General features: G+C 73.5%; 13 protein-coding genes. 6 read left to right on the top strand and 7 right to left on the bottom strand.

Going from position 1 to position 16,939, the window contains the following annotated elements; all coding sequences use genetic code 11:
• Nucleotides 1-37 precede the first annotated feature (37 nt).
• The 4 genes from mmsA to iolC all read right to left on the bottom strand — a co-directional run bounded on the left by mmsA (nucleotide 38) and on the right by iolC (nucleotide 5,330).
• A complete protein-coding gene (gene mmsA / locus ACFVQZ_RS14270; protein ID WP_030493984.1) occupies nucleotides 38-1,540 on the bottom strand; it encodes a CoA-acylating methylmalonate-semialdehyde dehydrogenase in 1,503 nt (500 codons plus the stop codon).
• Nucleotides 1,541-1,572: 32 nt separating this feature from the next.
• Nucleotides 1,573-3,441: a 3D-(3,5/4)-trihydroxycyclohexane-1,2-dione acylhydrolase (decyclizing) gene (iolD, locus tag ACFVQZ_RS14275; protein WP_383622251.1), complete on the bottom strand. Its 1,869-nt coding sequence runs from the start codon at nucleotides 3,439-3,441 to the stop codon at nucleotides 1,573-1,575.
• Nucleotides 3,432-4,250: a 5-deoxy-glucuronate isomerase gene (gene iolB / locus ACFVQZ_RS14280; protein WP_383622080.1), complete on the bottom strand. Its 819-nt coding sequence runs from the start codon at nucleotides 4,248-4,250 to the stop codon at nucleotides 3,432-3,434. The genes iolD and iolB overlap by 10 nt, the downstream gene beginning before the upstream one ends.
• Before the next feature lie 84 nt (nucleotides 4,251-4,334).
• Entirely contained in the window at nucleotides 4,335-5,330 is a 996-nt protein-coding gene (gene iolC / locus ACFVQZ_RS14285; protein WP_383622255.1) for a 5-dehydro-2-deoxygluconokinase, read from the bottom strand.
• Nucleotides 5,331-5,509: 179 nt separating this feature from the next.
• On the opposite strand from iolC, the gene ACFVQZ_RS14290 reads away from it, so the two are divergent.
• Nucleotides 5,510-6,433, top strand: coding sequence for a TIM barrel protein (locus tag ACFVQZ_RS14290; RefSeq protein ID WP_030493980.1), 924 nt, complete (start codon nucleotides 5,510-5,512; stop codon nucleotides 6,431-6,433).
• A gap of 276 nt (nucleotides 6,434-6,709) precedes the next feature.
• Nucleotides 6,710-6,907, top strand: a complete 198-nt coding sequence (locus tag ACFVQZ_RS14295) for a MerR family transcriptional regulator (protein ID WP_030493979.1) — start codon at nucleotides 6,710-6,712, stop codon at nucleotides 6,905-6,907.
• Nucleotides 6,908-7,020: 113 nt separating this feature from the next.
• Here ACFVQZ_RS14295 and ACFVQZ_RS14300 read toward each other — a convergent pair whose 3' ends face one another.
• Nucleotides 7,021-9,351: an MMPL family transporter gene (locus ACFVQZ_RS14300; protein WP_383622085.1), complete on the bottom strand. Its 2,331-nt coding sequence runs from the start codon at nucleotides 9,349-9,351 to the stop codon at nucleotides 7,021-7,023.
• A 165-nt stretch (nucleotides 9,352-9,516) separates the two neighbouring features.
• On the opposite strand from ACFVQZ_RS14300, the gene ACFVQZ_RS14305 reads away from it, so the two are divergent.
• Nucleotides 9,517-10,197, top strand: coding sequence for a TetR/AcrR family transcriptional regulator (locus ACFVQZ_RS14305; protein WP_383622088.1), 681 nt, complete (start codon nucleotides 9,517-9,519; stop codon nucleotides 10,195-10,197).
• Here ACFVQZ_RS14305 and ACFVQZ_RS14310 read toward each other — a convergent pair.
• Complete coding sequence (locus ACFVQZ_RS14310; protein WP_030493976.1) at nucleotides 10,172-11,383, bottom strand: cation:proton antiporter; 1,212 nt, start codon at nucleotides 11,381-11,383, stop codon at nucleotides 10,172-10,174. The genes ACFVQZ_RS14305 and ACFVQZ_RS14310 overlap by 26 nt on opposite strands.
• A 64-nt stretch (nucleotides 11,384-11,447) precedes the next feature.
• Between ACFVQZ_RS14310 and ACFVQZ_RS14315 the strand changes: the two genes are divergently transcribed.
• The 3 genes from ACFVQZ_RS14315 (at nucleotide 11,448) to ACFVQZ_RS14325 (ending at nucleotide 14,953) form a co-directional block, all read left to right on the top strand.
• A complete protein-coding gene (locus tag ACFVQZ_RS14315; RefSeq protein ID WP_383622091.1) occupies nucleotides 11,448-12,395 on the top strand; it encodes a PrsW family intramembrane metalloprotease in 948 nt (315 codons plus the stop codon).
• A 50-nt stretch (nucleotides 12,396-12,445) separates the two neighbouring features.
• Entirely contained in the window at nucleotides 12,446-12,670 is a 225-nt protein-coding gene (locus ACFVQZ_RS14320) for a heavy-metal-associated domain-containing protein (protein ID WP_030493974.1), read from the top strand.
• Nucleotides 12,671-12,742: 72 nt separating this feature from the next.
• Nucleotides 12,743-14,953, top strand: coding sequence for a heavy metal translocating P-type ATPase (locus ACFVQZ_RS14325; protein ID WP_383622095.1), 2,211 nt, complete (start codon nucleotides 12,743-12,745; stop codon nucleotides 14,951-14,953).
• A gap of 553 nt (nucleotides 14,954-15,506) precedes the next feature.
• On the opposite strand, the gene ACFVQZ_RS14330 is transcribed toward ACFVQZ_RS14325, so the two are convergent.
• On the bottom strand, nucleotides 15,507-16,796 hold the full coding sequence (locus ACFVQZ_RS14330; RefSeq protein ID WP_030493973.1) for a citrate synthase: 1,290 nt from the start codon (nucleotides 16,794-16,796) through the stop codon (nucleotides 15,507-15,509).
• Nucleotides 16,797-16,939: the final 143 nt, after the last annotated feature.

Consider the following 16,939-nt stretch of genomic DNA (forward strand, 5'->3'; position numbering starts at 1 on the left):
TTGCGCGCACCGGGGGCCGTCGTACGCCCGCGCGGGGTCAGTGGTTGCGCGGGAAGCCCAGGTCCACGCCGGCGGGGGCGTCGGCCGGGTCGGGCCAGCGGGTGGTGACGACCTTGCCGCGGGTGTAGAAGTGCACGCCGTCGTTGCCGTAGATGTGGTGGTCGCCGAAGAGCGAGTCCTTCCAGCCGCCGAAGGAGTGGTAGCCGACCGGCACCGGGATCGGCACGTTCACGCCGACCATGCCGGCCTCGACCTCCAGCTGGAAGCGGCGGGCGGCGCCGCCGTCACGGGTGAAGATCGCGGTGCCGTTGCCGAACTTCGAGGCGTTGATGAGGGCGAGGCCCTCCTCGTAGGTCTCGGCGCGCAGCACGCACAGGACCGGGCCGAAGATCTCGTCCTGGTACGCCTGGGCGGTGGTGGGCACGTGGTCGAGGAGCGAGAGGCCGATCCAGTGGCCGTTCTCGTGGCCCTCGACCGTGTAGCCGGTGCCGTCGAGGACGACCTGGCAGCCCTCGGCCGCGGCGCCGTGCACGTAGGAGGCGACCTTGTCGCGGTGGGCGGCCGTGATGAGCGGGCCCATCTCGGAGGTCGGGTCGGTGCCGGGGCCGATCTTGATCTTCTCGGCGCGCTCGCGGATCTTCTCGACCAGCTCGTCGCCGATGGCGCCGACCGCGACGACGGCGGAGATCGCCATGCAGCGCTCGCCGGCGGAGCCGTACGCGGCGGAGACGGCGGCGTCGGCGGCGGCGTCGAGGTCGGCGTCCGGGAGGACCAGCATGTGGTTCTTGGCGCCGCCGAGCGCCTGCACGCGCTTGCCGTTGGCGGAGGCGGTGGTGTGGATGTACTTGGCGATCGGGGTCGAGCCGACGAACGAGATCGCGGCGACGTCCGGGTGCTCCAGGAGGCGGTCCACGGCGACCTTGTCGCCGTGGACGACGTTGAACACGCCGTCCGGCAGGCCGGCCTCGGCGAGCAGCTCGGCGATCTTCAGGGAGGGCGAGGGGTCCTTCTCGCTGGGCTTGAGGATGAAGGTGTTGCCGGTCGCGATGGCGATCGGGAACATCCACATCGGCACCATGGCCGGGAAGTTGAAGGGCGTGATGCCGGCGACGACGCCGACGGGCTGGCGGATCGACGCCACGTCCACGCGGTTGGAGACCTGGGTGGACAGCTCGCCCTTGAGCTGGGTGGTGATGCCGCAGGCCAGGTCGACGATCTCCAGGCCGCGGGCGACCTCGCCGAGCGCGTCGGAGTGGACCTTGCCGTGCTCGGCGACGATCAGCTCGGCGATGGCGTCGCGGTTGGCGTCGAGGAGCGCGCGGAACGTGAAGAGGATCGTGGTGCGCTGGGCCAGCGAGGAGGTGCCCCAGGTGGCGAAGGCGTCCTTCGCGGCGGCGACGGCCGCGTCGACCTCCTCGACCGAGGCGAGGGCGACCCGGGTGGTGACGGCGCCGGTGGCCGGGTCGGTGACCGGGCCCCAGTTGCCCGACGTGCCCTCGACGGTCTTGCCACCGATCCAGTGGTGCACGCTCTTCGTCATGACGTGTTACTCCTTCAGAGCCTTCGGTGCCTTCAGAGCCGGCGGCGTCGGGCGGTGACGTGCCGTTCGTACTCCTCGCGGGCCTTGACCGCCGACGGGCGGGTCGACGTCTCGGCCACGGGCACATCCCACCACGCCTGCGCCGGGGGCGCGCCCGACACACTGTCTGCCGTTTCGGTCTCGACGTAGACACATGTGGGATCCGTGGCGGCCCGCGCGTCCGCGAGGGCTTCCCGCAGGTCACGGATGGTGCGGGGGCGCAGCACCCGCATCCCGAGGGACGCCGCGTTGGCTCCGAGGTCGACGGGGAGCGGGGGGCCGGTGAAGTCTCCGCCGGCGGTCCGCTGCCGGTAGTCGGTGCCGTACCGTTCGGCGCCGACGGCCTCGGAGAGGCCGCCGATGGAGGCGTACCCGTGGTTCTGGAGGACGACGAGCCGCAGCGGCAGGCGTTCCTGGACGGCGGTGACGATCTCGGTGGGGTTCATCAGGTACGTCCCGTCCCCGACGAGCGCCCAGACGGGCCGGCCGGGGGCGGCGAGGAGGACGCCGATCGCGGCGGGGATCTCGTAGCCCATGCAGGAGTAGCCGTACTCGACGTGGTACTGGTCGCGGGAGCGGGTCCGCCACAGCTTGTGGAGGTCGCCGGGGAGCGAGCCGGCGGCGTTGATCAGGATGTCGCGGTGGTCGACCAGGGTGTCGAGGACGCCGAGGACCTGGGTCTGGGTGGGGCGGGCGTCCTCGTCGGGGGTGGCGTAGGCGGCGGTGACGCGGGCCTCCCAGCGCAGCTTCTCCTCGGCGTACTCGTGGACGTAGTGGGCGGGGACGTGGTGCGGGTCGAGGAGGGCGTGGAGCTGTTCGAGGCCCTCGCGGGCGTCGGCGACGAGCGGCAGGGCGGCCTGCTTGTGGGCGTCGAAGGCGGCGGTGTTGAGGTTGACGAAGCGGACGGAGGGGTGGCCGAAGAGGGTCCCGGAGGCGGTGGTGAAGTCGGTCCATCGGGTGCCGACGCCGAGGACCACGTCGGCGGTGCGGGCCAGGTGGTCGGCGACGGCGGTGCCGGTGTGGCCGACGGCTCCGACGTCCTGGGGGTGGCCGTGGGGCAGGGCGCCCTTGCCGGCCTGGGTGACGGCGACGGGGATGCCGGTGAGCGAGGCGAACTCGGCGAGGGCGTCCTCGGCGGCGCTGTACCGGACGCCGCCGCCGGCGACGATCAGCGGCCGGTCGGCCCCGGCGATCGCCGCGACGGCCGCGTCGAGTTCGGCCTCGTCGGGTGCGGCGCGGCGGATCCGCCAGGTCCGTTCGGCGAAGAACGCCTCGGGCCAGTCGTACGCCTCGGCCTGCACGTCCTGCGGGAGCGCGAGGGTGACGGCGCCGGTCGCGGCGGGGTCGGTGAGGACCCGCATGGCCTCCAGGGCGGCGGGGATCAGGGCTTCGGGGCGGACGATCCGGTCGAAGTAGCGGGAGACGGGGCGCAGGCAGTCGTTGACGGAGACGTCGCCCGCGGACGGCACCTGGAGCTGCTGGAGGACGGGGTCGGCGGGGCGGCCGGAGAAGGTGTCGCCGGGCAGGAGGAGGACCGGGAGGTGGTTGACGGTGGCGAGGGCGGCGCCGGTGACGAGGTTGGTGGCGCCGGGGCCGATGGAGGTGGTGACGGCGTGCGCGGAGAGCCGGTTCGACTGGCGGGCGTAGCCGACGGCGGCGTGCACCATGGCCTGTTCGCTGCGGCCCTGGTGGAACGGCATGCCGTCCTCCTCGACCAGCGCCTGGCCGATCCCCGCGACGTTGCCGTGGCCGAAGATGCCCCAGGTGGCGGCGATGAGCCGGTGCCGGGCGCCGTCGCGTTCGGCGTACTGAGCGGCGAGGAAGCGGACCAGGGCCTGTGCCACGGTGAGCCTCACTGGTATCCCTCCGTGTGATCCGGGTGGAAGCTGATCTTCCACTCCCGTTCGGGGCCGGGGCCCGCCATGACGTTGAGGTAGTAGAGGTCGTGGCCCGGCTGGGCGATCGAGGGGCCGTGCCAGCCGTCGGGGACGAGGACGGCGTCGCCGTGCCGGACCTCGGCGAGGAGGTCGGCGCCGCCCGGCCGCGAGGGCGAGATCCGCTGGTAGGCGTAGCCGCGCGGGTCCGCGATCTCGTAGTAGTAGATCTCCTCCAGGACGGACTCGGTCCCGGGGCGGTGCTCGTCGTGCTTGTGCGGCGGGTAGGACGACCAGTGGCCGCCGGGGGTGACGACCTCGACGGCGATCAGCCGGTCGCAGGGGAACGCGTCGGCGGAGGCGAAGTTCCGCACCCGGCGGGCGCGGTCGCCGCTGCCGCGGTCCTCGACGGGGACCTCCGGCGCGGGGCCGTAGCGGGCGGGGAGTCGTCGCTCGCACTTCGCTCCTGCCAAAGCGAAGCGGCCTCCCGCGCCGGAGGCGATCTGGGCGTGGGCGTCGCGCGGTACGTAGACGAAGTCGGTCACGGAGGCGAACACGCTCTCACGGCCCCCGAGTTCGAAAAGCTCCCCGTCGACGCGCACGGTACCGCCCCCGGCGAGCGGAAGCACCACCCATTCGGCGTCCGCGCTGTCGAAGGCGTGGCTCCCGCCGGCCGGCAGGTCGAGGACCCGGAGCGCGGAACGGCTCCATCCGGCCGCCCCGGGGTCGATGTCCAGCGCGTAGGGCCCCCGGGCGGCGGCGCCGGCGGGGAGGTGGAGGCGGCGGGTGGTCGTCACCGTGGGTCGTCCTTGGCGGGAGGGCGCCCGGCGGGGCGGGCGTCGCGGGGCGGGTGCGGGCGTACGGGGGTTCGTGGGGTGCGGTCAGCGGGAGGGGGCGGGCTGCGGGCGCCGGGGCGGGAGGGTGGCCGAGCCGGTGGCGAGGGCGCGGTCGATCTCGGCGGGCTCGGGCATGGCGGGGGCGCAGGCCAGGCGGCCGGCGACGAGGGCGCCGGCGGCGTTCGCGCGGCGCAGGGTCTCCTCCAGCGGGAGGCCGGCGAGGAGGCCGTCGACGAGGGCGCCGCCGAAGGCGTCGCCGGCGCCGAGCCCGTTGACGACCTCGACCGGCAGCGGCGGCACGACGGCGCGGCGCCCGTCGGCGGCGAGCGCGAGGACTCCCTCGGGCCCCCGTTTGACGACGGCGAGCGGCCCGCCCGCGAGGTCGCCGGGGGTGCCGGGGCCGAGCAGCCGGAGCAGGGCGCGGGCGGCGGCTTCCGGGTCGCGTTCGCCGGTGGCGACCTCGCACTCCTCGGCGTTGCCGACGGCGACGGTGGCGTGCCGCAGGGCCTCGGTGTAGAGGGGGCGGGCGGTGGCCGGGTCGGGCCAGAAGGCGGGCCGCCAGTCGAGGTCGAGGACGGTGGGGGCGCGGCCGGCGCGGGCCCGCAGGGCGGCGAGGGTGGCGGCGCGGCTGGGTTCCTCGCTGAGGCCGGTGCCGGTGGTCCACAGGACGCGGGCGGCGCGGAGGGCGTCGAGGTCCAGCTCGTGCGGGTGGATCTCCAGGTCGGGGGCCTTGGGGCGGCGGTAGAAGGTGAGCGGGAAGTCGTCGGGCGGGAAGAGGGCGCAGAAGGTGACGGGGGTGGGGTGGTCGGGGACCTCGGTGACCCAGCGGCTGTCGACCCCGAACGCGTCGAGCTCGCGCCGGAGGTAGCGGCCGAAGGCGTCGGCGCCGGTGCGGCTGATCAGGGCGGTACGGCGGCCGAGGCGGGCGGCGGCGACCGCCACGTTGGCCGGGGAGCCGCCGAGGAAGCGCCGGAACGTCTCGACCCGGTCGAGGTCCACGCCGCTCTGGAGGGGGTAAAGGTCGACGCCGAGCCGCCCCATGGTGATCAGGTCGTACGGCTCCGACTCCACCCGTGCCACCTCTCGCCTCCGGCGTCCCTTCCCAGGTCTAGCCGTCCGCCGGGAGGCGTGTCAACGACATGTCCGGACATTCGGACGGATGCCCGGCGCGTCCGGCGGCTGTCTTGACGCTGCTCCGGGGCGCGGTCAAGGTGGCTGGCATGACGAAGCCGTCGCCGCCGTCGCCCCCGTCGCCCGCCCGCATCCGGATCGGTTCCGCCCCGGACTCCTGGGGGGTGTGGTTCTCCGACGACCCCCGTCAGGTGCCGTGGCAGCGGTTCCTGGACGAGGTGGCGGGGGCCGGCTACGCGTGGATCGAGCTGGGTCCGTACGGCTATCTGCCCACCGATCCGGCGGTGCTCGCCGAGGAGACCTCGCGGCGCGGGCTGCGGGTGTCGGCGGGCACGGTCTTCACCGGGCTGCACCACGGGCCGGCGGTGTGGGAGCGGACCTGGGCGCACGTCGCGGAGAACGCGGCCCTGGCCCAGGCGATGGGCGCCGGGCATCTGGTGGTGATCCCTTCCTTCTGGCGGGACGACAGGACCGGCGAGGTCCTGGAGGACCGGGTGCTGACGGCGGAGCAGTGGCGGGACCTGACGGCGCTGACGGAGCGTCTGGGCCGTGAGGTGCGGGAGCGGTACGGGCTGCGGATCGTGGTCCATCCGCACGCCGACACGCACCTGGACGACGAGGAGAGCGTGACCCGCTTCCTGGACGCCACCGACCCGGAGGCGGTCGCGCTGTGCCTGGACACCGGGCACTACGCGTACGCGGGCGGGGACAGCGTCAAGCTGATCGAGACCTACGGGGAGCGCATCGGCTACCTCCATCTGAAGCAGGTGGATCCGGCGGTGCTCGCGGCGGTACGGGCCGAGGGCCTGCCGTTCGGTCCCGCGGTGGCGCGGGGCGTGATGTGCGAGCCGCCGTCGGGGGTGCCGGCCCTGGAGCCGGTGCTGGCCGCGGCGGCGGCGCTGGACGTGGACCTCTTCGCGATCGTGGAGCAGGACATGTACCCGTGCGAGCCGGACGCGCCCTACCCGATCGCCCTGCGCACCCGGGACTACCTCCGCTCCTGCGGCCTGTAGCCGGCCGCCGGGCAGCGGGCCCCCGGCGCCTCCGGACGCACGCGGGCGCGCCGCTGTGACCGTTCGTCACTTCTGTCACGGCGGTCGCGCCCGCGTCACGCATGTCGCGGTTACGCGGGTTCCGTGTCACAGGCGTTCGACAGCCGCTTCCCGGCCGTCCGACCGGGTCGTTCAGCGGGCACAGGCTCAGTGATCACCGACGCCACCGCCCGCAGCGCCCCCGAACGGCACCCCCCGCCACCGCTGCGCGGCACGGGGCGTGAGGGAGGTACAGGCATGACGGACAGAAGCCTCTGGTCGTACAAGGACATCGCCGCGCACATCCGGGTGCAGCCGGACACGGTGCGGTCCTACCGGAAGCACGGGCTGCTGCCGCCGCCCGACCACGTCGAGGGCGGCAAGCCCTTCTGGTACGCGGACACCGTCCGCGCCTGGGTCGCGAGCCGTCCGGGAAACCGGGCGCGGCGCGACTGACCCGGGTCCGTCCGCCCGCGCGGCGCCGTCCTCCGGTGGAGTCCGGGGGCGGCGCCGCGCCGCGTCCGGGGGCCGGTGTCCGGGGGCCCGCGTCCGGGGGCCGGTGTCCGGGGCTATCCCCGGGCGCCGACCGGCTCGGGTATCTCCTCCGGGGCGCCGGCCCCGGGGGCGGGCGGCTCGTCGTCGGACTCGCTGATGCCGAAGCGGTCGTGGAAGCGGCGCAGCGGTGCGGGGGCCCACCAGGTGAGGCGGCCGGTCAGTTTCATCACGGCGGGGACGAGGAGGCTGCGGACCACCATGGCGTCCATGACGACGGCGAGGGCGACGCCGAGGCCGAGCATCTTGGTGTTGGTGACCCGGGAGGTGCCGATGGCGATCATGACGACGGCGAGGATGACGGCGGCGGCGGTGATGAGCCCGCCGGTGCGGGCGAGGCCGAAGCGGACGGCGCCCTCGTGGTCGCCGGTGGCGTCGTACTCCTCCTTGATGCGGGAGAGCAGGAAGACGCCGTAGTCCATGGAGAGGCCGAAGGCGACGCAGAACATGAGGACGGGCAGGGTCGTCTCGATGTCGCCGGTGGCGGTGAAGCCGAGCAGGCCGGACAGGTGTCCGTCCTGGAAGACCCAGACGACGGCGCCGAACATGGCGGTGAGGCTGAGGGCGTTGAGGACGACGGCCTGCACGGGGATGAGGACGCTGCCGGTGAGCAGGAAGACCAGCAGCAGGGTGACGAGGACGATGACGGCGGCGGCCCAGGGCAGCCGGTCGGCGATGGCGTCCTTGGAGTCGACGAGGACGGCGGCCTGGCCGGTGACGGAGGTGGCGAAGGGGGCGTCGGCGGCGCGCAGTTCGCCGACCGCGCGCTGGGCCGCGTCGCCGACGGCGGGCCCGTCGGGGACGACGCTGTAGTAGGCGCGGGTGTCCGCGCCGGTGCCGGAGACCACGGGGCCGTCGACCCGCACGACGCCGTCGAGAGCGGCGACGCGCTCGCGGTAGGCCCCGTACTCGGCGGGGGTGGCGGGGCCCTCGGCGAGGATCGTGAGGGTGCCGCCGGGGTCGCCGGGGAAGCCGGCGCGAAGCTCTTCCTGGACGATCCGGGAGGAGGCGTCGGCGGGCAGCTGCCGGTCGTCGGCGGTGCCGAACTTCACGCCGAGGAAGGGCAGTCCGAGCAGCACGAGGCCGGCGGTGGTGAGGACGGCGAAGGCGGGGGCCCGGCGCATCACCAGCCCGGCCGTCCGGGTCCAGCCGGCGGCCTTCCCGGCCTCCCCGCCGTCCCTGGCTCGCCCGCCGTCCCCGGCCGCCCGCACGTCCCCCGCGTCCCGTGCGGGGGCGCGGCGGCGGAGGAGCCGGCGCAGGTCGAGGGCGTTGACGCGGTCGCCGAGCAGCACGAGGGCGGCCGGCAGGAGGGTGAGGGCGGCCGCGGCGGCGAGCAGGACGACGGCGATGCCCGCGTACGCGAAGGAGCGCAGGAAGTACTGCGGGAAGACGAGCATCGCGGCGAGCGACACGGCGACGGTGAGGGCGGAGAAGAGCACGGTCCGCCCGGCGGTGCGCAGGGTGGTGCGGACGGCGGCGTGCGGCGCGGCGCCCGTGGCCAGCTCCTCGCGGTAGCGGCGGACGACGAAGAGCGCGTAGTCGATGGCGAGGCCGAGGCCGAGCGCGGTGGTGAGGTTCTGCGCGAAGACGGAGACGTCGGTGAACTCGGTGATGCCGCGCAGCACCGCGTTGGTGCCCAGGATGGCGACGATGCCGACGCCGAGCGGCAGCAGGGCGGCGACGGCGCTGCCGAAGACCATGACGAGCAGGACGAGGGTGACGGGCAGGGCGATGAGCTCGGCCCGCAGCAGGTCCTCCTGGATGATCGTCTGCATCTCGTGGCGGACGGCAAGGCCGCCGCCGAGGGTGACGTCGACGGGGCCGTGGCTGCCCCGGTAGGCGGGGGCGATGCGGTCGAGGAGTTCGCCGGCGGCCTTCTCCTCGCCGGCGATCCGGGCGGCGACGACGGCCTTGGTGCCGTCCTCGGACCGGAGGGCGGGCGAGCGTCCGGCCCAGTAGGAGCCGACGCCCTCGACGCCGGGCTCGGCGGCCAGCCGCTCGGTGAGCCGGCGGGCCTCGGCGGCGACGGCGGGGTCGTCGACCCCGGCCTTCCCCGCGTCGACGAGGAGCAGCAGGTTCGGCTGGGAGCCGGGGAACTCCCGCTCCAGGACCCCCGTGGCGTAACTGGACTCGGCCGCCGGGTCCTCCCACCCGCCGCTGCCCATCCGGTCGGCGACCCCGCCGCCGGCGAGGACCGCGAGGGCGGTGAGGACGAGCGCGACGAGCAGGGTGAGCCGGGGCCGGGCGGTCGTGAACCGGGTCCATCCCCCGCCCGCACCCGGCCCGCGACCTGGGCTTCCGTCCCGTTTGCCGGTGCGCGGCGGGGCCGAATTCTTGACTTCGGACATCACGCGGTGTCCCCTTCACCGTGGCCCCCGCTCTCGCTTCCCGGCAGGTCGCGGGGGCCGTCCATTGCCATAGACTGGCAAACACGAGTGATCGCTCGCGTTATCTAAGAATGCGAGCGACCTCTCGTGTTTGTCAACGCGTATCGAGGAGGACCGGGGACAGCCATGCCCGAGGACCCGAAGCCGCGCCGCCGGCAGGCCCGCGGCGAGCGCCGCATCGCCCAGCTGCTCCAGGCCGCCGCCGACGTGTTCTGCGCGCACGGCTACACGGCCAGCAGCACCAACGCGATCGCCCGCGAGGCGAAGGTCTCGCCGGGCACGCTCTACCAGTACTTCCCGAACAAGGAAGCGATCGCCATCGAGCTCGGCGGCCGGCTCATCCAGCAGATGCGGGAGGCCCACGGCCAGGTCTTCACCCCCGCCAACCTGGCGCTGCCGCTGCCGGAGCTGATCGACGCGGTGCTCGACCCGCTGATCGAGTTCAACTGCCTCAACCCGGCCTTCCTCGCCCTGATGCACGGCTCCGACGTCCCCGGCCGGATCGCCGAGGAGCACGACGCGCTGCACGCCTCGCTGCTCACCCAGATCCGCGAGACGATCGGCGCGCGGGCCGTCCCGGCGCTCGGCGACGCCGAGCTGGACCGGATCGCCGACATGACCTTCGCCGTCTTCAAGGGCGGTCTCGCGCTGATCGTCGCCGCCCCCGAGGGCCCGGTGCGGGACGCGGCCGTCGGCGAGCTGAAGAAGGTGATGCTCCGCTACCTCGCCCCGGTCCTCGGCGAGGAACCCGCCGGCGGAGAAGCCGCCGCCGGCGCGCCCGTCACCACGCCTCCGAGCCGCCGCTGACCGTCTCCTCCGGCGCCCGGTCCCGGCCCGCCCGCACCCGCGTCGCGAGCAGCGGGAAGACCAGGACGGAGACCATCCCGGCGCCGACGAGCGCCGCCGCCTCGCCCGCCGAGAGCGCCTTGTCGTCCAGGCCGATGGTGGTGATGGCGACGACGAGCGGCAGCGCGGTGGAGCCGTACAGCACCAGCGCCCCGCGGTCCTTCCGGTCGAGGTCGCGGGGGGCGAGGAACCACATCGGGCCGCCGCGCACCACCAGGAAGAGCAGCAGGAAGACCGGCAGGAGCAGCAGCGCGCGCCCGCCGGACAGCAGCGAGTCCAGGTCGAACTCGATGCCGGTGACGACGAAGAAGACCGGCACCAGGAAGCCGAAGCCGACCCCCTCGACCTTCTCCAGGATCTGCGGGCCGGCCTCGGGCGCCGCCCCGGTGAGCACCAGCCGGGTGATCAGCCCGGCGGCGAAGGCGCCGAGCAGCACGTCGAGGCCGAGCGCGGTCGAGGCGCCGAGCATCAGCGCGAGCAGCAGGAAGACGAAGCGGACCGCGAACTGCCCGCTGGTGTGCAGGGTGCGGGCGATGACGGCGGAGAACCACGGCGGGCGCGGCCGCAGCGCCCAGTACACGGCGGCGGCGGTGAGCGCGGCGAAGACCGCGAGCAGGACCGTCGACTGGGCGGCGGTGCGTCCGCTGAGCAGCAGCGCCATGGCGATGATGGGCCCGAACTCGCCGACCGCGCCGAAGGCCATCACGACCGAGCCGAAGCGCCCGCGCAGCCCGCCGGAGTCGCGCAGCACGGGCAGGACGGTGCCGAGGGCGGTGCTGGTGAGCGCCACCCCGATGAAGACGCCGGTGGAGTAGCCGCCGCCGAGCAGGACGCCGGCGGTGAGGCCGAGGGCGAGCGCGGCCAGCCAGGCCCAGACGGAGCGCCGGAGGGTGTCGCCGCGGACCTTGCCGAACTCGATCTCGTACCCGGCCAGGAAGATCAGCATCGCGAGGCCGAGTTCCGAGAGGCCGTCGATCAGCTCGTCCGCGTGGGCCCAGCCGAGGACGTCGGGGCCGATGACGATGCCGAGCAGGATCTCGAAGACGGCGAGCGGGACGGGGACGCGGCGCCCCGCCCAGTACGCCAGCAGCGGCGCCAGGACGGCGATCACCATGATCAGGACGAGCGTGCTCCCCGAATGCGACATATCGGGTATCTACCATAAGCTCCGGTCAGATGCCCTGTCGGCGGAGGGACGTGGAGGCCCGCGGATGCACGAGTATTGGCCCACCCCCCAGACCCCTCCCCCGCCGCCCCCGGCACCCCCCGAGGCGGCCGGGCCGCGCCCCGGGCTGTGGAAGCGGTGCCTCGGGGGCGGGCTCGCCCTGTGGGCGCTGACCGCGGTGGTCACGTACGCCACCGCCAACACCACCCTGCTGCCGACGCTGATCCTGCTCGGCAGCTTCCTGGTCCCGGGCGTCTTCGTCCTGTGGGCGTACGAGCGGCACGGCCGCGACCTCGGGCTGCCGGTGATCCTCGGCTGCTTCGTCACCGGCGGCGTGCTGGGCGTCCTCGGCGCCTCCGTCATGGAGTACTACCTGCTCCACCCCTCGCTGTGGATGTTCCTCGGGGTGGGGCTGATCGAGGAGGCGGTGAAGCTCGCCGCCCTGATGTTCGTCGTCCGGCACCGCCCGTACCTGCGCGGCCGGCGGGCCGGTCTGGTGCTCGGCGGGACGGTCGGGTTCGGCTTCGCCGCCTTCGAGAGCGCGGGGTACGCGTTCAACGCCGCGGTCACCATGGACGGCATCGACCTGCGCTCCCTGCTGGAGACGGAGATCCTGCGCGGGCTGCTCGCCCCGTTCGGGCACGGTCTGTGGACGGCGATCGCGGGCGCGGTGCTCTTCTCCTTCCGCCGGCCCGACGGCCGCTTCCGGCTCGCCGGCCCGGTCGTCGGCACCTACCTGGGCGTGGCGGTGCTGCACGCCCTCTGGGACTCGATGCACGGGATCGCGCTGTGGCTGGTGCTCCAGCTGACCACCACGAGCCTGGACCGCTCCCTGTTCGCCCAGGGGTACCTCCCCGAGCCCACCGCCGCGCAGGAGCACCTGTTCACCCTCTTCTCGGTGGGCGGGCTGGTGCTGGTGACACTGACGGGGCTGGCGTGGCTGCGCGCCCTCGCGCGGCGCGAGCCCGGTCCGACTGGAATTCATACCCCCTAGGGGTATAGCATCGAGCTGTACGACTCCGAACCGAATGAGGAGAGACCGCCATGGCCGCCGAGACGCAGACCGAACTCACCACCGTCTACCACGTCAAGGGCATGACCTGCGGCCACTGCGAGGGCGCCGTCTCCGGCGAGATCTCCGCGATCCCCGGCGTCACCTCCGTGACCGCCGTCGCCGCGACCGGCGAGGTCACCGTCGTCTCCACCGCCCCCCTCGACCGCGAGGCCGTCGCCGCCGCCGTCGACGAGGCCGGCTACGAGCTGGTCTGACCGCCCGCCGCGGGCCGTCCGGGCAGGGTCGTACCGTTACGGGTACGGCCCTGCTCCCCTTTGGAACCGCACATGCCCAGCACCACCGTCACCGAGCTGACCATCGGCGGGATGACCTGCGCCTCCTGCGCGGCCCGCGTCGAGAAGAAGCTCAACCGGATGGACGGCGTCACCGCCACCGTCAACTACGCCACCGAGAAGGCCCGCGTCGAGCACCCACCCGAGATCGGCGTCGACGCCCTCATCGCCACCGTGGTGAAGACCGGCTACACCGCCGAGGAACCCGCACCGCCGGCACCGGAGCCGGAGGCGCCCGACGCGCCGGACGCCGACCCCGAGCTCGCCGCGCTGCGCCGCCGCCTCGTCGTCTCCGCCGTCCTCGCCGCCCCCGTCGTCCTGCTCGCCATGGTCCCCGCCCTCCAGTTCGACCACTGGCAGTGGCTCTCCCTCACCCTCGCCTCCCCCGTCGTCGTCTGGGGCGGCCTCCCCTTCCACCGGGCCGCCTGGACCAACCTCCGGCACGGCGCCGCCACCATGGACACCCTCGTCTCGGCCGGCACCCTCGCCGCCTACGGCTGGTCCCTGTGGGCGCTCTTCCTCGGCGACGCCGGCGCGCCCGGCATGCGGCACGGCTTCGACCTCACCGCGGACCGCGCCGACGCCTCCTCCGCGCTCTACCTGGAGGTCGCCGCCGGCGTCGTCACCTTCATCCTCCTCGGCCGCTGGCTGGAGGCCCGCGCGAAGCGGAAGGCCGGCGCCGCCCTGCGGGCCCTGATGGAGCTCGGCGCCAAGGACGTGGCCGTACTGCGCGCCGGAGCCGAGGTACGGGTGCCGGTCGCCGACCTGCGCGCCGGCGACCTCTTCGTCGTACGCCCCGGCGAGAAGATCGCCACCGACGGCACCGTCACCGAGGGCGCCTCCGCCGTCGACGCCTCCCTCCTCACCGGCGAGTCCCTGCCCGCCGACGTCGCCGCCGGCGACCCCGTCACCGGCGGCTGCGTCAACGTCTCCGGCCGGCTCGTCGTCCGCGCCGCCCGCGTCGGCGCCGACACCCGGCTCGCCCGGATGGCCAAGCTCGTCGAGGAGGCGCAGAGCGGCAAGGCCGAGGTCCAGCGGCTCGCCGACCGGGTCTCCGCCGTCTTCGTCCCCGTCGTCCTGCTGATCGCCCTCGCCACCCTCGGCTTCTGGCTCGGCGCCGGCGCCGGGGCGACCGCCGCGTTCACCGCCGCCGTCGCCGTCCTGATCATCGCCTGCCCCTGCGCCCTCGGCCTGGCCACCCCGACCGCCCTGCTCGTCGGCACCGGACGCGGCGCCCAGCTCGGCATCATCGTCAAGGGCCCCGAGGTCCTGGAGTCCACCCGCCGCGTCGACACCGTCGTCCTCGACAAGACCGGCACCGTCACCACCGGCCGGATGACCCTCACCGGCGTCCACCCCGCCGGCGACACCGACGAGAAGGAGCTGCTGCGGCTCGCCGGCGCCCTGGAGCACGCCTCCGAGCACCCCGTCGCCCGCGCGGTCGCCGCCGGGGCCGCCGAACGGCTCGGTCTCCCCGCCGGCGCGCTGCCGGTCCCCGAGCGGTTCGAGAACGTCCCCGGGCTCGGCGTCCGCGGCACCGTCGACGGCCGGCGCGTCCTCGCCGGACGGGCCGCGCTGCTCACCTCCGAGGGCGTGCCGGTGCCGGACACCGCCGGGGCCGGGGCGGTGCTCGTCGCCTGGGACGGGGCCCTGCGCGGCTCCCTCACCGTCGCCGACGCCGTCAAGGACACCAGCGCCGAGGCCGTCGCCCGGCTCCGCGGCCTCGGGCTGCGGCCGGTGCTCCTCACCGGCGACCACCGGTCCGTCGCCGAGACCGTCGCCGCCGAGGTCGGCGTCGACGAGGTGATCGCCGAGGTGCTGCCCGAGGAGAAGGCCGGGGTGGTCCGGCGGCTCCAGGCCGAGGGCCGGACGGTCGCCATGGTCGGCGACGGCGTCAACGACGCCGCCGCGCTCGCCCAGGCCGACCTGGGCCTGGCGATGGGCACCGGCACCGACGCGGCCATCGAGGCCGGCGACCTCACCCTCGTACGGGGCGACCTGCGGGTGGCCGCCGACGCGATCCGGCTCTCCCGCCGCACCCTCGCGACGATCAAGGGCAATCTGGCCTGGGCCTTCGGCTACAACGTGGCCGCGCTGCCGCTCGCCGCGGCCGGCCTGCTCAACCCGATGATCGCCGGTCTGGCCATGGCCTTCTCGTCCGTCTTCGTCGTCACCAACAGCCTGCGCCTGCGGCGGTTCCGTTGATTTCACCTACACGTGACGCACAAGTCCTTCACAAAGAGACCTAGATCACAGATATTGGGGGGTAACCATCTGGGCTGTTCGCGAGTCTAAGTGGGCGATGCCAGAACGTCTTGGGGGACGTTCGCCGGGAGGTCTTGGGGGACGTCCCGACAGGCAAGCGCGGCCGGGGCACGTGCAGCGGGGAGCTTGAGCGGCCCTCCCGTACGTACCCCGGCAGACCGCGCACCGGACGCCCGGCCCGGATCCCGTGGGGGGAATCCGCACCGGGGATATGGGAAGCGCCCCGCTCGCCGACCCGTGGGGGGATCGGAGAGCGGGGCGCTTCTGCTTTTTCAGGGGCTCGGTTCGCCTCCGGGGCGCTTCGTGACGGTGTCGAGGTGACGACCGTGCTCGGCCCTCCTCCGTCGGGCCTGCGCGCGCTCGTCACCTCGACACCGCCGCGCCCCTTCGGCTCACTCGCCGGCACCGCGCTCACCCCTCACATGCGACAGGGCCCCCCGGCTCTCGCCGGGGGACCCTGTGTCACGCCTCAGTCGACCTGTGCGGGGTCGGCTCAGCGCTCGTCGACCGGGACGAAGTCGCGGAGGACCTCACCGGTGTAGATCTGGCGCGGGCGGCCGATGCGGGAGCCCGGCTCCTTGATCATCTCGTGCCACTGGGCGATCCAGCCGGGGAGGCGGCCGAGCGCGAAGAGCACGGTGAACATCTCGGTCGGGAAGCCCATCGCGCGGTAGATGAGGCCCGTGTAGAAGTCCACGTTCGGGTAGAGGTTGCGCGAGACGAAGTACTCGTCGGAGAGCGCGTGCTCCTCCAGCTTGAGCGCGATGTCCAGCAGCTCGTCGGACTTGCCGAGGGCCGAGAGGACGTCGTGCGCCGCCGCCTTGATGATCTTGGCGCGCGGGTCGAAGGACTTGTACACCCGGTGGCCGAAGCCCATCAGGCGGACGCCGTCCTCCTTGTTCTTCACCTTGCGGATGAAGGAGTCGACGTCGCCGCCGTTCGCCTGGATGCCCTCCAGCATCTCCAGGACGGACTGGTTGGCGCCGCCGTGCAGGGGGCCCCACAGCGCGGAGATGCCGGCCGAGATCGAGGCGAACATGTTCGCCTGCGAGGAGCCGACCAGGCGCACGGTGGAGGTCGAACAGTTCTGCTCGTGGTCCGCGTGCAGGATGAGCAGCTTGTCCAGCGCCGAGACGACGACCGGGTCGAGCTCGTACTCCTGGGCCGGCACCGAGAACGTCATGCGCAGGAAGTTCTCGACGTAGCCGAGGTCGTTCCGCGGGTAGACGAACGGGTGGCCGATCGACTTCTTGTACGCGTACGCCGCGATCGTCGGCAGCTTCGCGAGCAGCCGGATCGTCGACAGGTGGCGCTGCGTCTCGTCGAACGGGTTGTGGCTGTCCTGGTAGAAGGTGGACAGCGCGGAGACCACCGAGGACAGCATCGCCATCGGGTGGGCGTCCCGCGGGAAGCCGCGGAAGAAGTTCTTGACGTCCTCGTGGACCAGCGTGTGCTGGGTGATCTCGTTCTGGAAGACGGCGAGCTCCTCCGCCTTCGGCAGCTCGCCGTTGATCAGCAGGTACGCCACCTCCAGGAAGGTGGACTGCTCGGCCAGCTGCTCGATGGGGTAGCCGCGGTACCGCAGGATGCCCTGCTCACCGTCGAGGTAGGTGATCGCGGATTTGTAGGCGGCGGTGTTGCCGTATCCGCTGTCCAGGGTGACCAGACCGGTCTGGGCTCGCAGCTTTCCGATGTCGAAGCCCTTGTCGCCGACGGTGCTCTCGACCACCGGGTAGGTGTATTCACCGTCCGCGTACCGCAGTACTACAGAGTTGTCGCTCACGTCATCCCTCACCGACGTAGTGCCTCTTCTTCGAGGTGCCCTGACTGTCTCTACCATCCCCCACTTGGCTCAGGAGAGTGCACTCGGGGTCGCCATTGGGCCAATCGGCGGCACTCAGTGCCGCCAACCTGCTCATCCTGCCC

This window comes from Streptomyces sp. NPDC057854 (assembly GCF_042797055.1).
Classification (GTDB): Bacteria; Actinomycetota; Actinomycetes; order Streptomycetales; family Streptomycetaceae; genus Streptomyces.